Consider the following 20,796-nt stretch of genomic DNA (forward strand, 5'->3'; position numbering starts at 1 on the left):
ATACTATAGTAAACAGGGATAACATAGATTAGATTATGCTTATTTAGCCAAAGAGTCGTCTATTGGTAAAAGTTCAAAAGCGAGAATGATAAAACAGCAATAACGTACTCATCCTTTATTCCCTTATTCACTAACTTCTTGTACCCAACCTTCTGGACCTTCTTCATTACCATATTGAATGTCAACCAATTCTTGATACAGCTTGGTCGTAATCGGGCCTGTTTCTTCTTCACTATAAATCACATGTTTTTGCCCTTGATAAGTGATTGACCCAACTGGCGAAATAACAGCTGCCGTACCCATTGCCCCAGCTTCTTTCATCCCAAAGGCTTCTTCTAAAGTAATCTGGCGTTCAACTGGATTTAACCCTTGCTCTTTGGCCAATTCGAGCAGTGATCTTTTAGTAATGGAAATCAAAATCGATGGTGACTTAGGTGTCACAAATTGCCCTTCCTGCGTAATGCCAAAGAAATTAGCTCCGCCAAATTCATCAATATATTTATGCTCGCGTGGATCAAGATAAAGACAATCAGCATAACCTTTTTGATGGGCTTCAACTGATGGCAATAAACTACTGGCATAATTTCCGGCAGTCTTAGCTTGACCTGTCCCAGCATAAGCAGCCCGATCGTAGTCACTGACAATATAAGCCGCCGGATTTAACCCCTTAATGTATGCGCCAACTGGTACGGCAAAAATACGGAAAGTATATTCATTGGCGGCTTGAACGCCCAAAACATTGGAAGTTCCTACCATGAATGGTCGTAAATATAAGGTGGCTCCACTATCATACGGTGGTACAAATTCTTGGTTAGCCAAAACGACTTGCTTAACTGCTGCCACAAAACGCTCTTCTGGGAATGGTGGCATCGCCAAGCGCTCAGCTGACAAAGTAAAACGATGGGCATTTTGCTCCGGACGAAATAAGTTGATCTTACCATCTTTTCTACGATAAGCCTTTAGACCTTCAAAGATTTCCTGGCCGTAATGTAAAATTTCAGCTCCTTCAGACAGCGTCAAAGTTGAAGATTCGACTAATTTACCTTCCTGCCATTGACCATCTTTAAATTTTGCTTCATAGCGATATGGCAAATCGCGATACACAAAACCTAAGTTTTTCCAATCAAGATCTTCTACTCGTTGTTTCATAAAAGCCTCCTGCTTAACCAATTTATTTAATAACAATTTAATTATTGACTAATTTATGCTATAAAACTCCTAATGTCAATAGTCAGTAAAGATAATTTGGTTATTTTATTTAGTCATACCCCATATGTTTACATTTAAGCAATTAAAAGCATATAATTAAATTATTAAATATTTTTATTACATATAGCCAATATAAATTAATATTAGATTAAGGATTAAAGCATGAAGATGAGAAAAATAATTAGTAAAGTAGCTATTCTACTTTTGTTTGGTATTAGTGTGCTTAGCAGTTTTAATGGGACCATTCAAGCGTCAGATATAGTTCCAGATACTAAAATTGCTACTACTAGTAAAACTAAAGAGGATGAAACAATTGATCAAGCTTGGTCACAGAAATTAGCTAAGGCTGGTTATGTTTTTAGACTAACTAAGAGTGTATATTCAACACTCTATCCTGATAACTGGATAGATCATCAAGCTTATAGTAAAAAATATGCTAAAAAGATAGTTGCAAAGAAAATGTTATTTAAAGTAGATCAAGCTAAATCGATTGAGAATGGTAGTGCTGTTCATATCATTTCACAAAATGGTAAATATCGCTTTTGGGCGAACTTTTTAACTGATATTGATAATGTTAATGGTCATAAAAAGTCACTGAAGGCACTAATTAATATTGAAACTAAGATAATTATAGATGCCCATCCCCAAGCAGCATTAAAGCAATTTGGAAAAGCAGAAAAAGCAACAACTAAGTTAAAAGGTAAAGATCGAAAACTTGCACGTGAATCACTAAAAGAATTAAAACAATGGTCTAAGGATGAGCGCTATGCCAAAATACCTACACTTTTAATTGGTAGTTTGTAAAGAAAAATGGCAAAAGGGAATCCAGAGAAAAGCTAATTCCTTTTCACTTTTTGACGGTCAAATAAATTAACTTCAATCAAATCTTTCAAGGTTAAATATAATAAAATTAAAACGGCTATTTAAAATTCAAGTAATAAGTTTTTATATCAAGACTTATTCCTTTTTTCACACACGAATTTGTTAACAAAATGGCACTTATTAAATAAAACTAAAAACCATTATGTTTGAAACTAAAGGCTAATGTTATTTAGGAATACTTCAATATTTGCTATAATTAAGCTGAATTGATAGCAAATTGTTTTGAGGGCGGTTGGCTGTTTTTCCTTAGAAAGGAGAGGGTGCTTATGGCACGAAATTCTTCAGAAAGGTTTACAGTCATTGAGCGTTTATCATGCGCTAGAACTAGCACTGGCATTCGCCACGTTTATTATTGTCTTGTTGACTTATATCGACAAACACAAGTAAACAAAAAGACCGTCCCAACAAAAACTTTGGCGAGTTATGGGATTGGTCTTATTACCAACTAATAATTTGCCAACCGCCTTTAAAGCGGCTGCTTGAAATTCAGAAGAGAAGTCTTGTTTGTACAAGGCTTCTTTTTCTTTATAACCATATTGTAGCACGTTTAGTTTTATTTTGTGCAAGAACTTGACTGTGTTATTCCATATTTTTCTCTGTATCGTTTAAATGTTATTCGATTGATTCCAGTTACCTTACTAACAGCAGTATCAGACATACCACTTTGATAAAGTTTAAAAGCATGTTGCAATTGCGGACTATTTTCAGAATATTTAGGCTTTCTACCGTGATAACGACCCTCTGTCTTAGCTAGTTCGATACCTTGACGTTGGCGCTCCTTAATTCGTTTACGCTCGCTTTCGGCTTGATACTTGTATAATTCCAAAATTAAATTATTCATTAGCTGCCGCAAATTTGGGTCTTCAATACCACGCAAAGAGGGGAAATTCAAAATATCAAGTGTTGCTCCCTTAGCTTTGATAGTTCCCATGATTTTGGTTAAATCTTGGTTATTATGCCCTAGTCGATCAAGTTCAGTTACGATCACAACATCATCTTCACGGATATAATCTAACATGTTCTGTAATTGGGGGCGCTTAGTATTTGCCCCCGACATTTTGTCACAGAACAATTTATCAACTTTTATTTTTTCCAATGATTCAATTTGTCGATCTAAATTTTGATCACGGGTACTAACTCTTGCATATCCAATTTTTGCCATTTTTTAAATCATTTTGAACATAGTCTATTGAACAGTAATAAAATTTAGTATAGCACATTTCTTTATATGAACAATAGAGTGTACTCTAATGATCATTAATATAAAGTACATATAATGTATCGCAAGTATCTATGATATCAGAATAGTTATATTTTAGACAAATTTCAAGAATGAGTTCATTTTGAATTTTTTCTATATCTCGTTACATTAAAATAGTAGATTGAACTAATTAGTAATGCCATACCATAAACGTATTGTGTGCTTATTGAACCAAATTTTTCTATAATCCAACTTCCTACAAATGTACCTAATGGTATCATTAGCGAAAGTAAACTATCATTGATAGTATCAATTCTACCTAAAACTGCCGATGAAAAACTGGTTTGCACTAGAGCTTCAAAATTAATGTTCATCATTGTAATCCATAAAGAAGAGATTGCAGAATTGACCAAGGCGAAAACTACACTAGCATTTACAGTTAAGGGAACCAAAAGTCTAAATACCCCCGCTCCTAAAAAGCAGAAAGAAATAAAAGCTGCCATATTCTTTTTTCCTAACTTAAAATGCTGTATAACAAATGCTCCTAATATGCTTCCTAGAGAGGATGCCATCAATAGACCACCGTAACCAATTGCCGAATCGTGTATATAACTTTGTGCAAAATATGGTAATCCAATGTCAAAAATACCAAAGAAAAAGTTAACCACGCATAACGGTAACATCAATTTAATAATATTGCTTTCATTTTTTAAAGTAATCCAACCAATTTGTAAATCCTTTAAATATGAACCTGTGAAATATTCTTCACTTTTTAGTACATCTTTTGCAAGTATATTAATTTGAACTTTTGCATAGGTAAAAAGTGCAATGGCAAAGATAACTGCCGACAAAATAATAGTTACACTAATAGAAGTTGTAGCAATAACAAATGTAGTTATACCATCTAAAACCAAATCTAATATTTTATAGCTTATTTGAAAAAGTCCATTGAAGTGGAGTAAATCATTTTTTTCAACAAAGAGTGGCAATAATTTATATTCTGTTGGATATATAATTGATGATAATGTTGTTGATATACTGAATAATAGCAGTAAAAATATGTCAATGATTACATTATTTTGCTTAAGGTTTAGTACACAAACAATAATAACGCTAATCATAATTTGTATGAGAGTTGAATATTTTAGTAATTTTTTAACGGATAGACGATCAATTAACGGACCAAATCCAAATGAAATTATGTCAATTCCAGCTTCAATTGAAAAAATTAGCGCTACCATTAATGGTGAATGACCAGTTTCTTTAAAATACCAAAGAAGCGCCATATAGAATAAACTATCAGCAATATTAGTTGCTACTCGCCCAGCTAGTAACTTATAAACGTTTAAATATTTCTTTTTTAACAACACTTTCCCGTCCTTAAATATTATTTAATTAGATATATTATCTTTGCTCTGACTTAACTCTTCAATATCATGTTGCAAGCTATAATCCCAGTTGGCTTCTCGAGGAAAGAAAGGAAATCTACCACTTGGATCAGCAATAGTATATTTTTTTAATAGACGCCCTACATAGAATCCTGTAATTTGAGCTGAATATATTGCTTCTGGAACTCCAGATATTGGCATAGTTACACTTCCTGTAGCAAATAGTCCTGCAATCTTAGTTTCGCCAAAAGCATTTGATTGGATAAAACCATTTTTTTTGTAAAATCCCCAACTGTTTCTGTAATCAATTGGTATTCCTTTTTTGAGCATATCTTTTTGAAATTGTTTGATAGTACTTAAATAATATTTTTCACTGTCGCTGTTGAGTTCTATAAATAAAAATGGTACTGTGAAAATTTCATCGAAAAGATTAACTTTGCTCCATACTATTTTTTTACTATCTTAGACTTTAAGGGATTTAATTTTTCCCATGCCCATGTAACTTGATCTTGGACTTTTCTAGAATATGTTTTAGATTTTAATGTTTTAAAATAATGGCTTAAACATAAAGAGGCAAGAGATAGGTTATTCCCGGTTATTCCTTTGTATTGTTCAATATAGTTTTTTATCATAGTAAATAGCGGTTTGTTGTGTATAGTGACGAAACTAGTACAAATGCCTAAATTGGTTAGTTCTAAACCCTCATGATCAAGTTTAAGACCAGAACGTATATCAAAAAAGATAATATTATCAATGTTTGAAATCTTGTTTTTTATATTTTCTAATAGATTTGTTACATTGTGCATTGATGAATCCATTATCAAAATTTTCAATTTAGCTTTCGATGTATTAATTGATAAAATCAATTTTTCTATATTTGTAACAGACAATGAAGTATCATACTTTATTGGTTCAAAAAAGAATACATTTGAAGTACTATTTAATTTCCAGTCTAAATTAATTTTAATTCCCATACTAGCTAATATCTTTAAAAAATATTTTGTTTCATAATAACCAACGCTAGCCTGAATTTCCAAGTTATTCTTTAAAAAACTATTTAAGCAAAAGAGAAGGCTTGTAATTGTATTCATGCCACTTGAGAATAGAAAAGTTTTATTAAACATTCCATTAATTGAATATCCCATTAACTCTGCAAATTCATTTTCATCATTCAATAAAGTTTCGTAAGAAAAATGGTAGTTAAAATTTTGAATATCTTTTATGGTTGTACCCCAAAGAGTAGACTTATAAATCTTTGAAGTGGTTTCACTTATCTTTTTTATCCATTCTTGTCTAATGGCATTATTAAAATTAACCAAAATCTATTCATTTCCTACTAAATCTAGACTAGTTAATTTTTTGCTGGAAATTGTTAACCCCATATCACTTTGTATGTCACTAAGATCATTAAATTCTTGAAGTTGGTTTTTATATAAATTCATTTTTAAACCTATGATTATAAAAAATATTCTCGTGGAAATTTTATTCCATGTAATTCTCTATGAGTAGTAAAATAATATGCTCCAACTGGATATAGAAACACGGTGTTTCCTATAGAAAGAGGAGAATCATCAATGTATCCAAAATAATCATTTTCATAACATGTGTTTCCATATATAAAAGTTTTCATTTTTGGTGAATTTTTTATACTATTACTAGCTATAATTCTGGGAACATACCATGAACTATCATTAAATTGGGAAGTATTCAGAACAACATTTCTGAATTTTCCATTTATCTCTTGATCTATTACTTTAGCTTTAAGAATACCAGTTGTTCTTACAATTACAGAACCAGGCTCTATAAAAATAGAATATTTACTTGGTATTTTTAGATAAGTAATAAATTTAGCAATTTGCTTTTTTAAAAAGAGATTATCCCAACCTCCTCCTAAGTTAATGGTTGTGACATGTTTTAAAATATCAAGGGTTAGAATTTTATTTATAAATATACTTAGGCTAGAGTGATCATAGAATACTTTATTTTCTTGATGAATTAGAATATTAGTTATCTTAAAGTTATACTGAGTTTTTAATAGCTCTATTTCCTTTAATTGTGAAATAGAAAACCCAAATCTTGAGTAAAAACTCTTATTTGAAAACATAGTTCTAATTCCCTTTATTCTGATTCCAATATTGCAATTTTTTTATATTCATTTGATTTTAGAAAGGTTTGTAATTGCTCTATTGAATTAAAGTAAAATATAGTATCTTTATTTAATAAGTAATTACTAAAATTAAATCCAGTAGCTGAAATCAATTTGTTTTTAAATTGCTTAATATATCTATATTCTTCAGTTGAAGAAACGCTAAAACCAGATACATACTTAGATAAGTATTTGATTACTTCAGAATTGCTACATGCTTTAACCGAATATAATAGCTTGACATTGTTACTTTTTATAGATAGAATTTCATCCATAATTTCACTCATATTTAATTTCAAAGCTTTTTTTAAATAAATAATAGCTGGCGAAACAATACTGTTAGAGCTTCTAATGCCATCACTTACTATATTGGTCATGTTATTCATTGTTTTACCTTATCCAATATTAATATTTTAATTTATTTCAAATATTAAATTAATTATAACGCTTACGATTTAAATAAATCAAGTGATTTAACTAAAACTAGTAGAAATTGATTAGACCATTAGATGTACTCGATTATAAATTTGATTTTTGCCATGATTATACGTTTTCGCACCATAATAATCACTTCTTTCTATTAAATTTTGCTTTAAAGCCAAAATGACGCTTCCCCTTATAGACGTAATTTTTGAGCTGCCCCTTTACTGCATAAGGCTTGCCGCTCTTACTAGTAGCCTGGACAGTGATTTCTTCGCCCTGCAACAATTGATTTTGTTCTTCTGGCGTAAAAATATGCGTCCCAAATTGCTTTTTAAAACTTACTTGCTTATTTGTTGGTACAAATGTACCAGTAACATAGTCTTCACTTTGTGCTTTATCTGGTAAATCTGGCTTAAAGCCAAAAAATTTATTACCTTTATACGTTTGCTCTGCTAATTTGCCGCTAACTTGGCCCCGTTCAGTATTAATTGTGATTGTTTTATTCGCAAAAAGCTGTGTTAACTCGCTTTCGGTAAAACTATGGTTGCCCCATTTGGTCTTGATAGACACCTCTTTACCTTGCCAATTCCCAGTAATTTTTCGGACGTTTATTTTTTCTTGGCGTTTATTCCATTCCATTTTGGCTTTCTGCAATTCTGGCACAGAAGTTAAATTAAGTTGATTGCTTAACATTGTCTGCTTATCATGAATGACGATATTAGCCATAGTATCCGTTGCTTGAAATATTAAAGCATTAAAGATTGCTAGACTGGAATAAAACATAAAAGAAAACAAAAAAGCGATCACAACTGTTTTCACATGAATTATCATCTTTTTAATAGCGTTAAATAAGCAAGAGATAAATTTTTCATACCAAACTGTATTATAAATTATAAAACTCTTAATTTAGGCATCAAAAACCCTCTAAATTAAATCTAGAGGGTTTTTGAACTTGTTAAAATTATTCTGTTTTATTTTGCGTGATTATTCTTATCTACAGGTTGTACATTAATATCAATAATGGCATCCCCATTTAAGTACACATGGGCACCATCTGCCGTAAAGTTAACTTCCTTAGTATCCGGTGATTTCATTAATAATTTTGCAATTGGCGTTTCCATTTCCTGTTCAACAACTCGACGTAAAGGTCTTGCACCAAACTTCTTGTCATAGCCTTTTTGTGCAAAATAAGTTTTTGCTTCAGGTGAAACTATCAGCTTGACGTCTTTTTTAGCTAAAACATGAGCCATCTTCTTTAGATAGATATCAATAATTTTTGTCATATCAACTTGCGTTAGCGAATTAAATGGAACAATTGCGTCCAGTCGATTCAAAAATTCTGGTCTGAAATATGCTTCAAGTGCCTTAACCAACTTATCATGATCAGCTTGACCATCCTTGAGTAGGTTATCAGTGTAGCCAGCATTTGAGGTCATAATTAAAATTGTATCTTTAAAGGAAACAGTTCGCCCTTGCGCATCTGTTAAGCGACCATCATCCATAATTTGTAATAAAGCATTAAAAATCTGAGGATTAGCTTTTTCAATTTCATCAAATAAAATTAAACTGTATGGCTGGTGACGTACCTTTTCGGTCAATTGACCACCTTCACCATAGCCAACATATCCCGGTGCTGACCCAATTAGCTTATTCACGGCCATTTGATCTTGATATTCCGACATATCTAAGCGAATTAAATGATTTTCGCCACCAAACAATTGAATTGCTAATTGTTTAGCTAGTTCTGTTTTACCAACACCGGTTGGACCAGTGAGTAAAAACGAGCCAGTAGGACGATTATTATCTTTAAAAACTTGTTTGCGGGCAATTGCATCCGTGATAACCTCGATAGCATTATCTTGATCAATTACAGTTGCTTTTAATTTTTCAGCTAAGTCAAGGTTCTTCTGCCCTTCACTTGCATGCAATTCACTCATTGGGATCTTAGTCTTAGTTTCAATTAAAGCATAAATATCCTGGTCTGTCACACGCGGAACTGAAGCTTGGTCTAAATGATCCATTTGCTCACGTAATTTTTCAATTCGTTTCTTGAGTTCACTCGCCTTTGCATAATCTTCATTTTGTGCAGCAGAAGTTTTTTCATTTTCTAATTGCTTAATCTGTTTTTTCAGACTTACTTCATCATTTGGTACAGCATCAAGCCCCTTCTTCGCTCCAGCTTCATCAATTAAATCAATTGCCTTATCCGGTAGATAACGTCCTTGAATATAACGCTGTGACAATTCGACTGCTAAGCGTAAAGCACTATCACTATATTTAACATGATGATAGTCCTCATATTTTTTCTTAAGACCTTCTAAAATTTTAACCGTTACATCAGTAGAAGGTTCTGGCACATCAACTGGTTGGAAACGTCTTGCCAAAGCCGCATCATTTTCAATTTGACGATACTCTCCTGTCGTCGTTGCACCAATTAGGTTTAAGTCACCGCTAGCTAAAGTTGGTTTTAAAATATTAGAGGCATCACCACTATTATTTTCCGAATCTGTTGACCCTGCGCCAACAATATTATGCAATTCATCAATAAATAGAATGATATTAGGGTTGTTTTTAGCTTCATCAATTACTTTTTTCAAGCGTTCTTCAAAGCTACCCCGCAAACTAGAACCTGCAACCATATCGTTAATGTTAATTGCAATGATATGCTTATCCTTCATCTTTTCGGGAACATCGCCTTGAGCAATCTTTTGGGCTAACCCTTCAACAATTGCCGTTTTACCAACTCCAGCCGGTCCAATTAGCACTGGATTATTCTTCTTGCGCCGACTTAAAATTTCAATAACCTCTTGAATCTGTTCGTCTCGTCCAATCACTGGATCATATTTATTATTTTTGGCTTGTTCAACTAGATCGACACCGATAGGCTTTTTCTGTTGTGCTTGAGCATTTGTGTTCAGATTTTGCGGTGCCATATTCATACTGCCTGAATAATGAATTGGAATTGATCCGTTACTATTATTACTATCATTAAAGAAAGAATTGTTTAATTCATTAAACAAATTATCAAATTCATTGTCAAAATATGTCATATATAGCCACCCCTCACATAGGTTATAAATTATTTATTAGCACTCAAAAGCTTTGAGTGCTAATTTCTTATACTTTATATTTTAGCAGGTTATCCACAGAGTGCAAGAGATATGTCTTATTTTTCCACAACTAAGTCTAAGATCAATCTTAAATAGAAAAAGCTTTAAAGATAGTCATTAATTGATTATCCTTAAAGCATTAAGATTATTTTTGATATAATTTTAAATGTTTTTGCAAATATCCTGCTGTTAGGCTTGCCTGCTTTGGGAGAATATCACGAGGAGTACCATCAGCTACAATTTGACCACCATTTTTTCCACCTCGTGGTCCCAAGTCGATCATATAATCACTATTTGCCATCATATCTAAATCGTGGGTAATAGTAATAATGGTTGCATCATGATCCAGCAATTTTTGCAAGACTTTTAGCAGAGTTCTCACATCTTGTGGATGTAAGCCAACTGTGGGCTCATCAAAAACAAACAAAGTTCCTTTTTGCTGGCGATGCAAATGCTTGATTAATTTTAATCGTTGCGCTTCTCCACCGGATAATGCAGGAGTCGCTTCGCCTAAGTGTAAGTACCCCAATCCCATTTCATGCAGAGTGGTCACTGTTTGCAAGATTTTGGGTTCACCCTTAAATAGCTTCTTGTTTAAAGCTTCATCCACAGAATAAGCGAGTACATCAGCAATGCTCAGGTTATGCCATTTAACTTGTAAAACTTCTTTATTATAGCGATGACCATTACATAAAGAACAAGTTTCAACTATATCGGGTAAATACTGTATGTCCAGTGCAATCACGCCACTACCACCACAAGCTGGACATGCTCCCTGCTTATTATTGTATGAAAAGTACGAAGCTGGATAATGTAACTGCTTGGCTAATGGCTGACGTGCATACAATTGGCGTAAATTATTCATGATATCAGTATAAGTTGCAACCGTTGAGCGCTGATTCTTACCTACAGGAGTAGAATCAACACTGACTACATTATTAATCCCAGTTGCAGATAAATCTGTAACCCAGCTTGGAGTGCTTTTATGCGCTTTTTGTGCCTTTAAGGCCGGAAGCAAAGCATCGAGAATTAATGTAGTTTTTCCGGCTCCAGAGAAACCAGTAACCGCCGTCATTTTGCCCAGCGGAATTTGGACATGAACATTATTAAGATTAAAATGATGGTCAACCGTAAAGTCTAATTTACCTTGCTTAAAGAGTTGCTGTTTTGAAGCTGGTTCCCGCACTAACAACTGTGCAGTTCCGGTTAAATATGGTCCTATTAATGAATTTGAATCTTGTTTAAGCTGATTGGGCGTTCCTTGAGAAATAACTTGTCCGCCTTGACTGCCAGAGCCTGGACCAATTTCAATTACCCAATCAGCCGCATCAATAATTGCAGTTTCATGATCAACAACTACTAAAGAATTCCCCTGATTAATAAGCTCATGAAAAATATCAATTAATCCGTCTATGTTAGCCGGATGTAATCCTACCGATGGTTCATCCAATACATAGAGTACACCAGTAGTTTCCGTTCTTAAAGTTCGCCCCAGTTGAATTCGCTGTAATTCACCGGTTGACAAGCTATTGGCAGGTCGATCAAGACTTAGATAATCTAAACCTAATTTTAATAATGGTGTAACTTGATGCAATAATTCGCCCAACAGATTTTCCGCTAAATCTTGCATTTCTATGGGTAATTCCTGTTTAATTTTGTCTAAGTATTGTGGTAACTCACCCAACGTTAATTGTTCAGCTGCCACAATGCTTTTCCCAGCAACCAATTGCTGCCAGCGGCTTGGATCAATTCGATAACCATGGCACCTTGGACAGGTACTAAAGTGATAAAAAGTATTAATACGCTCAAGTCCACGTTCAGATTTAGTTGTTTTGCGCGAATTAATTACTGCATTATAAGCATTCTCATATAGAGCATCCAAATGATAGACACGTCCCGTCGAAGTTGGGATATCTACTGGTACTTTACGTTCTTGTCCATGTAAGACTATTTCTCGTTCTCTAGTTGTTAATTCATGGTAAGGAACATCGGTTCTCACACCAAGTTCACGAGCAATCCGCCACATCCAATTACGACCTGGAATTTGCCAAGTTGCAATTGCCCCATTTTCTAAAGATAAATTTTCATCGGCAACAATTTTTTTGTCATCAAGCTGCTCTACCTGACCCAATCCCTGACAAGTTTGACATGCGCCATCTGAATTAAAGGCGAAGTCTTCAGCACTAAAAGCATAAAACTGGACTCCACATACAGGACAATTAATTCTTCCCATTGCTTCACCACTTAAATCCATCGCTTGCGCAATTTTAATAGTTGGCATAAGACGATGGCCATTCGGACAAACTGGTGACCCCAACCGTGAAAAAATCAGCCGCAGAATATTAAAAATTTCCGTTACTGTTCCAACTGTTGAACGTATGCCAGGAACCGTCGGTCGCTGCTTTAAAGCCAGTGCTGAGGGAATATGCTTTACTTCATCCACATTTGCTTTCCCCACCTGACTAATTCGGCGACGAGTATAAGTTGCAAGGGAATCCAGATAACGTCTTGCTCCTTCGGAATACAAAATTCCCATTGCGAGACTGGACTTACCAGATCCGCTAAGCCCAGAAATTACAACAAATTGATGCAAGGGAATATCAACATTAATATTTTTCAAATTATTAACACGACCACCAATTACTTCGATATGCGTAGGCTGTTTTTGATATCTCACTTTTGAATATCCTTCCCTTTATTTTCAAATTTTCTAGACTGGTGAAGCAAATATTGTCGAATAGTTTGCACTACTTGCTTATTCTGTGGTAAATCGGAATGATCTGCTTCTTTACCAGTTACTGTCATAGCTGTATATGCTTTAACCTGATTTTGAAAAATGAACTTTCCTGCAGCCACGCTACTTTCGGGAACTATTCCATCGGAGTCATAATCTTTACCCCCCGATAAAGAATAAACTCTCAAATTTTTTGGTAATTTTGAACGATTCTTTACAAAATCAGCCAACATCTGCGTACGATTATCAGTGTTTGTTTCTGTAAAATTATATGGAGTACCCAACGTTAATAAACGCTTCATTTTAGTTTCACCATTGTACTGTGAATAATAATGTTCTAACCAATAAGTCCAAATCAACCCACCATTAGAATGACCAAAAGCCTTAAAATTATTAAATTTGTAATTATGCATCAGTGAGTCAAAGGCTGTATCAAGCCAAGTTGCCTGTTTTTTTATATTTGCATACCCATCTTTATTATTAGCAAAGCCAATAATAATAAACGGTTCTAAATCATTTTTCCCAATTGTGCCGCTATAGGACAATTTTGATTCACGTGAAACAGTGATTTTCATCACACTATGATGATTTTCCGACGATTGATTAAGTAGGTCAATTAGTTCATTAAAGCGTTCCGTCGTTGCACTTGATCCTGGAACCATAATTACGGGAGAAAGTTGCGATTTACTTCTTTGTGCACGCGCATTATTTTCTTTTTTCATCCAAACATAACTGGGAACAGCTAGAAGCAATAATATTAGTAATAATAACATTAACCATTTAAAATTAGGATTTTTGTGCATTAATAGTCCCCCTTTCCTTGGATCTTAGCTTTAAATTTACTAGATCATTAATCTTAATGATAGGCCATAACATTGCTATATCTAGTATGAATAACAAAATCGTAAAAAACAAAGCAGACCAGTTACCATTTGTCCCAAAAAATGAAATTAAAATTCCAGGGGTTCCTTTCAAAATTGGGTATACACAAACTGGAATTAAACGGAAATAGATTGCTCCAGCTGCCAATAGTATATTAATTATTGGGATTAACATACTCGGAAGTAAAAAAATTGGATTCAGCAATATAGGCAGACCAACGGCCAATCCAATTGTTGAACCAAAAGCAGCTGGCAAGAGATTAACCTTGGCTATTGCCTCAATTTCGGGATTATTATGTTGTAGCAAAAGCAAAACTATGATCGCTAAAAGTATACTTGCTCCCCCCATTACTCCATAGCTATTTATTAATGAACTACCTAAAAACTTATATGGAACATTCCATGAACTGCCATGTTGAAAAGCAACTGTCATATTTTCAGCTGTATATGCATTATTAAGTGATTCACCGATTGATCTTAATGGAAAACCAATACCGATCCAATTCAAAAATGTGATCACAATTGTCAAAATTATAACTTCACCAATATTATTAGTAGTTTGAACACGACTAACTATTTCGCTGAAACTAGCAGAATTTATGACTTTTAATTGTAATTCATAAATAATTATACCCAATATAATTCCTATGCTCAGTGAAACCATTGCTGGTAGCAATGCATCCCATGCACGTTGTCGAATAATTTTAGTACTTTCTACTTTTACTGGTAAATATTCTTTACCTAGTAAGTGGAAAACTTGTCCTACCATATAACCCACAACTAAAGAAATAAAGACAGAGTTTATCTGGAGTATTCCAGAAGAATACACATTCCCTGATCGCTGCCCACTTGTAGACCCATAAGAACAAAAGAGTAAAATGATGACGCTAGTCAAGCCCGCTAAAGTTGCATCTTTATGATAAATATGAGCTGTATAACGTGCCATAAAAAAGCATGCATAAACTCCAAATACACCAAAAGTTACCTCAATCATTCCTCGGCTTACAAATAATCCCGCATACCATAAATGATCTGGGATAATTTTATCTAGCCCAAAAATATTGTAAACCATACCTTCTGGTGAGAAAATCAAGTCAAGAATCAGTTTAAAATACGAACCTAGCACCGCAATTGGCATCAGCATAACAAGTGTTCGCTGAATAGCTCTAAAAAAGGGATTCGAACGAATTTTCAATATAAATCTAGCTGCATAATCTAACATTTGCCAATCCCCTTTTAATTCTAATTATATATTTGAATTAAAATAATACTCTCTTTATGATTTTTCAGCAATCTTCACATATAGTTTACTCTTATTATTTTTTTATTAGATAAACATAAAATGTTATAATAGAATTAATTTTTAGAGGGTGAAAAAATGAGTAAAAGAAAAATCGAGTTAAATGAAAAAGTTGAAAAGCTGGCAGCAAAATATTTAAAGACATATGATATTGACTTGGATACATTAACTAATAAAGCATTAAAAGTATATTTAATTGATCATCTGAGTTCCAGCCAGATCAAAGAAGCACTTCGTGAAAATGATAATACAAGTTCAAATTATTCTGGTAGATTATTTCCAAACAATATTGATGATCTAAATTTATAAGTATTTAGCATAAAAAAAGCAGGAAACATCCTGCTTTTTTTAACTTAAACTAAAAGTAAGTATCGGGAAAACTAGCTTCTTAGACCAAAAATTAGACCAAGTATTCCTTTAGGAAAAATCTTGATCTATTATTTTTTTCTTAAAATAGCTCCTTCTTCTCTGCATTTCTACTCCAATATTGGCTTAAATTCATCATCATAAAAATTAAACCAATATCGGTTTCTACTTTTTTTATTTTCGCGTATTGGATTAGGGCAAAGAGTAGGATCTTGAGCATCATTTTAGTATCTGGTTTTTCCTAGCAACTTTTCTTTTATTAGTTGTTTATTTTCGTTTGTTTTTAGTTAGACAAATTCTGTTACCGCAGCAGCAATTAAAATAATCACCAACCCAGCAATCGTAACTGCCATCTCTTTCTTAGTCTTTTTCTGATCTAAAAACCAAATACCAGTCAATGTCGCTAAGATAACCGAAGTCTGCGATAAAACAAAACCAGTAGCTAGTCCGTTCATGTTGGGCTGTGCCGAGATCAGGTAGGTCAAAGCTGCAAAGGCAAAAAAGAAACCAGCAAAAATTTGTTTATAAGAAACAATTTCCGTAAACGGGTTTTCATCTTTATTTTTAATTGCAACATAAATGCCATAAACAATTCCTGTTAATAACATCCCTATTGCTTGCGGCAAAAATGCGTGTTGACCATCAACGTGCGCTGCTTGTGGAGCTGCTGAGTAAGCCCAGTAACCAATTTCACCAAATAACAACCAAATCGTCGCTTTTTTCAGTAAGCTTGACTTTTGCGCGGTTTTTTTTTCGGACCAAACTGTCATATAGGCACCAATAATAATCGCCACTAAAGCAATTGTCCCAATAATTTTAGCAGGAATCCCCGGCCAGTTACCTAAAGCAATGACACCCCATAATGAAGCACCTAATAATTGAAAGGCTGTCGTAATTGGCATTGCCCGCGATGAGCCAACCAAGCCAAACGACATAAAGGTAACAATTTCCGCGCTGGCCCAACCAATACCGGAAATAATCGACAATAATAATGCCGAACCCGTTGGCATTGTATAACCACCGATAAGGGCATAAACTAAACCAAAAACAAAAGTTCCTAAAGTCGTTCCCAAGATTTGGTTAGCAGGTTTACCACCAATTTTTGAAGCAATTGTTGGAAATAACCCCCAGCCCAAAAGTGGGCCTAGACCAACTAATAATGCTGTTGTATTCAATTTTTTCTCCTAATTTAAAAAACAACGTTACTTTCAAGTAAAATATTTGCAAATGGCGTCATTTCACCAGTTCTAACAAAAGCCTTGCAGTCCTTCAGGCTTTCCTTTAATTCCTCATGAGTAATAAATTCAATTGGTGTGTCTGGTAGACGCTTTTTAATTTTAGCCAACATTTCGGGATTTTCCGTTTTAATTTCACTAGCTAAAAAAATTCGTTGAATTTCTAATTCCTCAAGCACATTGTTTAAGACATCCATAAAACTAGGAATTCCCTTAGTTACGGCTAAGTCAATTTTTTCTGTGCCCTTAGGAACTGGCGTGCCCGCGTCACCAATTGCTAATTTATCAAAATGACCCATTGTTGCAATTACACGTGACAAATCTGAATTAATTACCTTTGTTTTTTTCATGTTGCTTCACTTTCTACTATCAAAACTACTTAACTTGATCGATTTCTTTCTTGTATGGGATTGATGGTTGAGCACCATACCGTTGCACTGTTAATGATGATGCCTTGTTGGCAAAAATTATCGCCTCATGCAAGTTAGAAAAATCTGGTTTTAATAAACTAGACATGGAACCAATAAAAGTATCCCCAGCAGCAGTCGTGTCAACTGCCTTGACCTTAAATGCTGGGACCAACTCGCTCTGCCCGTCAAAATCATAAAAAGCACCTTTTGAACCGATCGTAATAATTACTGCCTTAACACCTAACTCATGCAATTTAACGGCAGCTTGGCGAGCACTAGTTTTATCAGCAACATGTACTCCGGTAATTGTCTCAGCTTCTGTCTCATTTGGTGCAATCATATCAGTTAACCTAAGCAACTCTGCCGGAATCTTAGCCATTGCTGGCGCAGGGTTTAAAATTGTCTTGACCCCATTAGCACGAGCAATTTCAAACCCCTTAATTGTTGCTTCTACCGGAGTTTCAAATTGCGCAATCACAAAGTCACTGCTAGAAATCAATTTGCTTTTTTTATCAATATCCTTGACATGAAAATCATAATTGGCACCAGCATAAATCGTAATTGAGTTTTGCCCTTCATCATCAACCGAAATAAAGGCTTGACCAGTTGACTCATTCTTAATCGTAGTAATTCCAGAAATATCAATTTTTTCCTGTTTAAGCAAGTCTAACATCTCGGTACCCGGTGCATCATCACCAACAGCCCCGATAAAGCTAGTCACACAACCCGACCTCGCAGCTGCCACTGCCTGATTGGCACCCTTACCACCAGCGGCTGAATAATGTTCCTTAGCATGAATAGTTTCCCCCGGCTTAACCATGCGCTCAACACGCAGATTGGTATCAAGATTAATGCTGCCAATAACTGTAACTTTGTTCATCTTTTTCTCCTTTCGGCAATTTGCTAAATTAGCCTACGTCAAAATTATAGCATACTTAAAACCGCTTCCAAATTGTAATTTAAGTTTTTTTATACCAGTTTAAACCATAATTATTGAAGTTATTTATTCAGTAAAGGTGTAATTTATAAAAAAGACAACTCCCACTATTCATTGCTTTGGTAACCATTATGGGCATCATGATTGGCAGCAATGCTTTTTTTAATCGCTAGTGTTTCAGCACTAACGCAAAATGCTTGGCTAAGCATTCTCGTTTAGCCACTGGGCGATTAATTTCCTTTAATGGCTTTTTAAGCGTAACAGAACTTGCCGCTATCTTTACAGAAGATGGTGGTTAGATAAAATACTTACAAGAAATTTATGGCTCTAAAATTGCGCCGCTCTTAATTATCTTCGTAAACAAATTCCCAGTTTCAGTAATTTTTCGACACCTTTGACAACTTAACTAACATACTAGTCTACATTTCACTGTATTGATATTATTAATTCATCACAAAAAAGGTGTGCTTTTCATGTATCAAAATCATATCACAGGCCAAATACTGGTAGACCAGCTTACCATCCAACAATGATGCTCAAGATCCTACTCTTTGTCCTAATTCCAATACGCGGAAAGAAAAAGTAGAAACCGATATTAGTTTAATATTTATGATGATGAATTTAAGCCAATATTGGAGTAGAAATGCAGAGAAGAAAGAGCTATTTTAAGAAAAAAATAATAGATCAAGATTTTCCTAAAGGAATACTTGATCTATTTTTAGGTTTCAGAAACTAGTTTTTCCGAACACTTGATTATATTATTTAAGGAGTTTTAGATTATAGTTAAAATAACTTAATTATTAGTACTCACAGAGATTGTTTTATCTCTAGGTAACATTTCATTAGAAAAACTTTGCAATTCAGTTTCGAGTATATGTATATTTTCAGTTTTTTCTTTTATATAGGAAACCACTAAAGGTATTAGATCTATTCCCTTACGTGGATCAAATCCAGTTAAAGACTTAATTTTTTGCAAGCGATACTCAACTGTTTTGGGATGCACCATTAACATTTGTGCAAGCGATGAAATTGACACCTGATTCTTTGCATACAACCATAAAGTTAATTGTGTATCCTCATCAATTTGACTTAATCGCTTACGTAATAACGGATAATCTAATGTTGAATGTGCAATAATATACATATTAGCGATTTCATCGTAATGAACAATAGAATCAAATTTATTAGTTAGCATTAATGAAAATAAGGCTTCCTTAATACTTCCCGATAAATCAAAATGATGTTTCCCTATACCAACATAAACTTTTTTGGGCAAAATTGCTAAAAAGTCAGATTTGTGTTGTGGTTTCATAACATAAACTCGTTTATTTTTATCCAAATTAAATGCTAAACGCCATTCAGGCAAATTGTTATAATTAGATGTGGCTACCAGCGCAATATATTTCTGTTCCAGATCTACGCCATTAATTTTTGCTCGCCCGCTAAAACCATTGTTTGCAACAGGTACATCATAATCTGAAACGTATAACCACTCATGCATAAATTTTTCAAGCATATTTACTTTCTCCTATTGTATAACGAATTTTTATAATATAATTTACTATTTACAAATAGGCAATTAAATAACTTAAATAGACTTTATTTTTATGCTGATATAATCTTAATCTAATCTGGAATGATTATAGTACCATCATCATTATTTAAATATGATCCAACATTATCAAGAGATGTAATCACTGCTTTACGATTTGTTTTTTCAACAAATGAAACTGCTGCTTCTACTTTTGGCTTCATTGATCCACTTGCAAATTGATTATCTGTTAAATATTGTTTCATTTGTGATACTTTAACTTCATGTAAATCTGTTTGATTAGGTTTTTGATAGTTTAAAGTTACATACTTTACAGCCGTTAAAATTATCAATTCATCAGCATCTACTAACTCCGCTAACTTAGCAGCTGAAAAGTCTTTATCAATTACAGCTTCAATTCCACTGATTTTATTATCATGTTTAACAACAGGTACTCCCCCGCCTCCACTAGCAATTAGTGTTGTATTATTTTCAACTAATAGTTTAATTGAGTCGGCTTCAAGAATACTAACTGGCTTGGGAGATGGTACAACTCTTCTAAATCCACGCCCTGCATCTTCTACTATTTCCCAATCTGGGTGTTCTTCTTTAATAGTATCTACTTCATCCTTGGTGTAGAACGGGCCGATCGGTTTAGATGGATTATTAAATGCACTATCTTGCTCATCAACTACAGCTCTAGTTAAAACAGTAGACACATTTATTGGCAGATGTCGATGCGATGAGCTCATATTTAATGCATTAGCTAACCACAAGCCAATCTCACCTTGAGTCATCGCACCTACTGTGTCTAATGGCATAGCTGGATTACTATCTGAACTACCATCAAGCTCTTGCAATAATAAATTACCAACCTGTGGTCCATTGCCATGAGTAATAACTAATTGAATATCACCCTGAGCAATGAAATCTGTTAAAAAATCAGCTGTCTTCATTAGCGCTGCTTGTTGAGCTTGTGCGGATGGATCATCTGTTAAAATTGCATTACCACCTAATGCAACAACAATTTTTTTCATATTTTA

20 protein-coding genes are annotated in these 20,796 nt (G+C 33.9%); 3 read left to right on the plus strand and 17 right to left on the minus strand.

Features of this window, described 5'->3' with window-relative positions; genetic code table 11:
• Nucleotides 1–123 precede the first annotated feature (123 nt).
• Nucleotides 124–1,149 (minus strand): branched-chain amino acid aminotransferase, encoded by a 1,026-nt coding sequence (locus F5ESL0228_RS07875; protein WP_122023402.1) that lies wholly within the window; start codon nt 1,147–1,149, stop codon nt 124–126.
• Nucleotides 1,150–1,371: 222 nt separating this feature from the next.
• Here F5ESL0228_RS07875 and F5ESL0228_RS07880 point away from each other — a divergent pair, with 222 nt between their 5' ends.
• The gene (locus tag F5ESL0228_RS07880) at nt 1,372–2,013 is read left to right on the plus strand and encodes a hypothetical protein (RefSeq protein WP_122023403.1); all 642 of its coding nucleotides are present in this window, start codon (nt 1,372–1,374) and stop codon (nt 2,011–2,013) included.
• Nucleotides 2,014–2,391: 378 nt separating this feature from the next.
• Nucleotides 2,392–2,478: a putative holin-like toxin gene (locus F5ESL0228_RS08650; RefSeq protein ID WP_369916880.1), complete on the plus strand. Its 87-nt coding sequence runs from the start codon at nt 2,392–2,394 to the stop codon at nt 2,476–2,478.
• Nucleotides 2,479–2,644: 166 nt separating this feature from the next.
• Here the strand turns inward: F5ESL0228_RS08650 and F5ESL0228_RS07890 are convergent, their stop codons facing one another.
• From F5ESL0228_RS07890 to F5ESL0228_RS07940, 11 genes are all read right to left on the minus strand, one after another.
• Nucleotides 2,645–3,253, minus strand: coding sequence for a recombinase family protein (locus tag F5ESL0228_RS07890; RefSeq protein ID WP_122023404.1), 609 nt, complete (start codon nt 3,251–3,253; stop codon nt 2,645–2,647).
• A 176-nt stretch (nt 3,254–3,429) separates the two neighbouring features.
• On the minus strand, nt 3,430–4,659 hold the full coding sequence (locus F5ESL0228_RS07895) for an MFS transporter (RefSeq protein WP_122023448.1): 1,230 nt from the start codon (nt 4,657–4,659) through the stop codon (nt 3,430–3,432).
• Between the two features lie 24 nt (nt 4,660–4,683).
• Nucleotides 4,684–5,010, minus strand: coding sequence for a hypothetical protein (locus tag F5ESL0228_RS07900; protein ID WP_122023405.1), 327 nt, complete (start codon nt 5,008–5,010; stop codon nt 4,684–4,686).
• A 116-nt stretch (nt 5,011–5,126) separates the two neighbouring features.
• Nucleotides 5,127–5,999 (minus strand): hypothetical protein, encoded by an 873-nt coding sequence (locus tag F5ESL0228_RS07905; protein WP_122023406.1) that lies wholly within the window; start codon nt 5,997–5,999, stop codon nt 5,127–5,129.
• 137 nt (nt 6,000–6,136) lie between these two features.
• Nucleotides 6,137–6,784 (minus strand): hypothetical protein, encoded by a 648-nt coding sequence (locus F5ESL0228_RS07910; RefSeq protein WP_122023407.1) that lies wholly within the window; start codon nt 6,782–6,784, stop codon nt 6,137–6,139.
• Between the two features lie 14 nt (nt 6,785–6,798).
• Nucleotides 6,799–7,212 carry a hypothetical protein gene (locus F5ESL0228_RS07915; RefSeq protein ID WP_122023408.1) on the minus strand — a complete coding sequence of 138 codons (414 nt, stop codon included), beginning with the start codon at nt 7,210–7,212 and terminating at the stop codon, nt 6,799–6,801.
• Between the two features lie 181 nt (nt 7,213–7,393).
• A complete protein-coding gene (locus F5ESL0228_RS07920; protein WP_122023409.1) occupies nt 7,394–8,068 on the minus strand; it encodes a hypothetical protein in 675 nt (224 codons plus the stop codon).
• A 152-nt stretch (nt 8,069–8,220) separates the two neighbouring features.
• A complete protein-coding gene (locus F5ESL0228_RS07925) occupies nt 8,221–10,299 on the minus strand; it encodes an ATP-dependent Clp protease ATP-binding subunit (RefSeq protein ID WP_122023410.1) in 2,079 nt (692 codons plus the stop codon).
• A 205-nt stretch (nt 10,300–10,504) separates the two neighbouring features.
• Entirely contained in the window at nt 10,505–13,036 is a 2,532-nt protein-coding gene (locus tag F5ESL0228_RS07930) for an AAA family ATPase (RefSeq protein ID WP_122023411.1), read from the minus strand.
• Nucleotides 13,033–13,896, minus strand: coding sequence for an alpha/beta hydrolase (locus F5ESL0228_RS07935; protein ID WP_122019380.1), 864 nt, complete (start codon nt 13,894–13,896; stop codon nt 13,033–13,035). The genes F5ESL0228_RS07930 and F5ESL0228_RS07935 overlap by 4 nt, the downstream gene beginning before the upstream one ends.
• A complete protein-coding gene (locus F5ESL0228_RS07940; RefSeq protein WP_122023412.1) occupies nt 13,880–15,196 on the minus strand; it encodes a PTS sugar transporter subunit IIC in 1,317 nt (438 codons plus the stop codon). The genes F5ESL0228_RS07935 and F5ESL0228_RS07940 overlap by 17 nt, the downstream gene beginning before the upstream one ends.
• 156 nt (nt 15,197–15,352) lie before the next feature.
• Here F5ESL0228_RS07940 and F5ESL0228_RS07945 point away from each other — a divergent pair, with 156 nt between their 5' ends.
• A complete protein-coding gene (locus F5ESL0228_RS07945; RefSeq protein ID WP_122023413.1) occupies nt 15,353–15,583 on the plus strand; it encodes a hypothetical protein in 231 nt (76 codons plus the stop codon).
• A gap of 344 nt (nt 15,584–15,927) precedes the next feature.
• On the opposite strand, the gene rbsU is transcribed toward F5ESL0228_RS07945, so the two are convergent.
• The 5 genes from rbsU to arcC form a co-directional block, all read right to left on the minus strand.
• Nucleotides 15,928–16,815, minus strand: a complete 888-nt coding sequence (gene rbsU, locus F5ESL0228_RS07950; RefSeq protein WP_122023414.1) for a ribose/proton symporter RbsU — start codon at nt 16,813–16,815, stop codon at nt 15,928–15,930.
• 14 nt (nt 16,816–16,829) lie between these two features.
• Nucleotides 16,830–17,225, minus strand: a complete 396-nt coding sequence (gene rbsD, locus F5ESL0228_RS07955) for a D-ribose pyranase (protein ID WP_122019398.1) — start codon at nt 17,223–17,225, stop codon at nt 16,830–16,832.
• Between the two features lie 25 nt (nt 17,226–17,250).
• Entirely contained in the window at nt 17,251–18,165 is a 915-nt protein-coding gene (rbsK, locus tag F5ESL0228_RS07960; protein ID WP_122019401.1) for a ribokinase, read from the minus strand.
• A gap of 850 nt (nt 18,166–19,015) precedes the next feature.
• On the minus strand, nt 19,016–19,738 hold the full coding sequence (locus F5ESL0228_RS07965) for a CdaR family transcriptional regulator (RefSeq protein ID WP_122019420.1): 723 nt from the start codon (nt 19,736–19,738) through the stop codon (nt 19,016–19,018).
• 110 nt (nt 19,739–19,848) lie between these two features.
• A complete protein-coding gene (arcC, locus tag F5ESL0228_RS07970; RefSeq protein WP_122023415.1) occupies nt 19,849–20,790 on the minus strand; it encodes a carbamate kinase in 942 nt (313 codons plus the stop codon).
• Between the last annotated feature and the right edge of the window lie 6 nt (nt 20,791–20,796).

Origin of the sequence: Lactobacillus sp. ESL0228, assembly GCF_003692825.1 — a bacterium.
In the GTDB taxonomy this organism is placed as follows: domain Bacteria; phylum Bacillota; class Bacilli; order Lactobacillales; family Lactobacillaceae; genus Lactobacillus.

What these genes read in the sequence shown, in the direction of transcription:
- F5ESL0228_RS07940 (WP_122023412.1), bottom strand. Translation starts at nt 15,196, where the DNA reads ATGTTAGATTATGCAGCTAGATTTATATTGAAAATTCGTTCGAATCCC.
- F5ESL0228_RS07890 (WP_122023404.1), bottom strand. Translation starts at nt 3,253, where the DNA reads ATGGCAAAAATTGGATATGCAAGAGTTAGTACCCGTGATCAAAATTTA.
- rbsK (WP_122019401.1), bottom strand. Translation starts at nt 18,165, where the DNA reads ATGAACAAAGTTACAGTTATTGGCAGCATTAATCTTGATACCAATCTG.
- F5ESL0228_RS07925 (WP_122023410.1), bottom strand. Translation starts at nt 10,299, where the DNA reads ATGACATATTTTGACAATGAATTTGATAATTTGTTTAATGAATTAAAC.
- F5ESL0228_RS07880 (WP_122023403.1), top strand. Translation starts at nt 1,372, where the DNA reads ATGAAGATGAGAAAAATAATTAGTAAAGTAGCTATTCTACTTTTGTTT.
- F5ESL0228_RS07935 (WP_122019380.1), bottom strand. Translation starts at nt 13,896, where the DNA reads ATGCACAAAAATCCTAATTTTAAATGGTTAATGTTATTATTACTAATA.
- arcC (WP_122023415.1), bottom strand. Translation starts at nt 20,790, where the DNA reads ATGAAAAAAATTGTTGTTGCATTAGGTGGTAATGCAATTTTAACAGAT.
- F5ESL0228_RS07900 (WP_122023405.1), bottom strand. Translation starts at nt 5,010, where the DNA reads ATGCTCAAAAAAGGAATACCAATTGATTACAGAAACAGTTGGGGATTT.
- F5ESL0228_RS07965 (WP_122019420.1), bottom strand. Translation starts at nt 19,738, where the DNA reads ATGCTTGAAAAATTTATGCATGAGTGGTTATACGTTTCAGATTATGAT.
- F5ESL0228_RS07945 (WP_122023413.1), top strand. Translation starts at nt 15,353, where the DNA reads ATGAGTAAAAGAAAAATCGAGTTAAATGAAAAAGTTGAAAAGCTGGCA.
- rbsD (WP_122019398.1), bottom strand. Translation starts at nt 17,225, where the DNA reads ATGAAAAAAACAAAGGTAATTAATTCAGATTTGTCACGTGTAATTGCA.
- F5ESL0228_RS07915 (WP_122023408.1), bottom strand. Translation starts at nt 7,212, where the DNA reads ATGAATAACATGACCAATATAGTAAGTGATGGCATTAGAAGCTCTAAC.
- F5ESL0228_RS07910 (WP_122023407.1), bottom strand. Translation starts at nt 6,784, where the DNA reads ATGTTTTCAAATAAGAGTTTTTACTCAAGATTTGGGTTTTCTATTTCA.
- F5ESL0228_RS07875 (WP_122023402.1), bottom strand. Translation starts at nt 1,149, where the DNA reads ATGAAACAACGAGTAGAAGATCTTGATTGGAAAAACTTAGGTTTTGTG.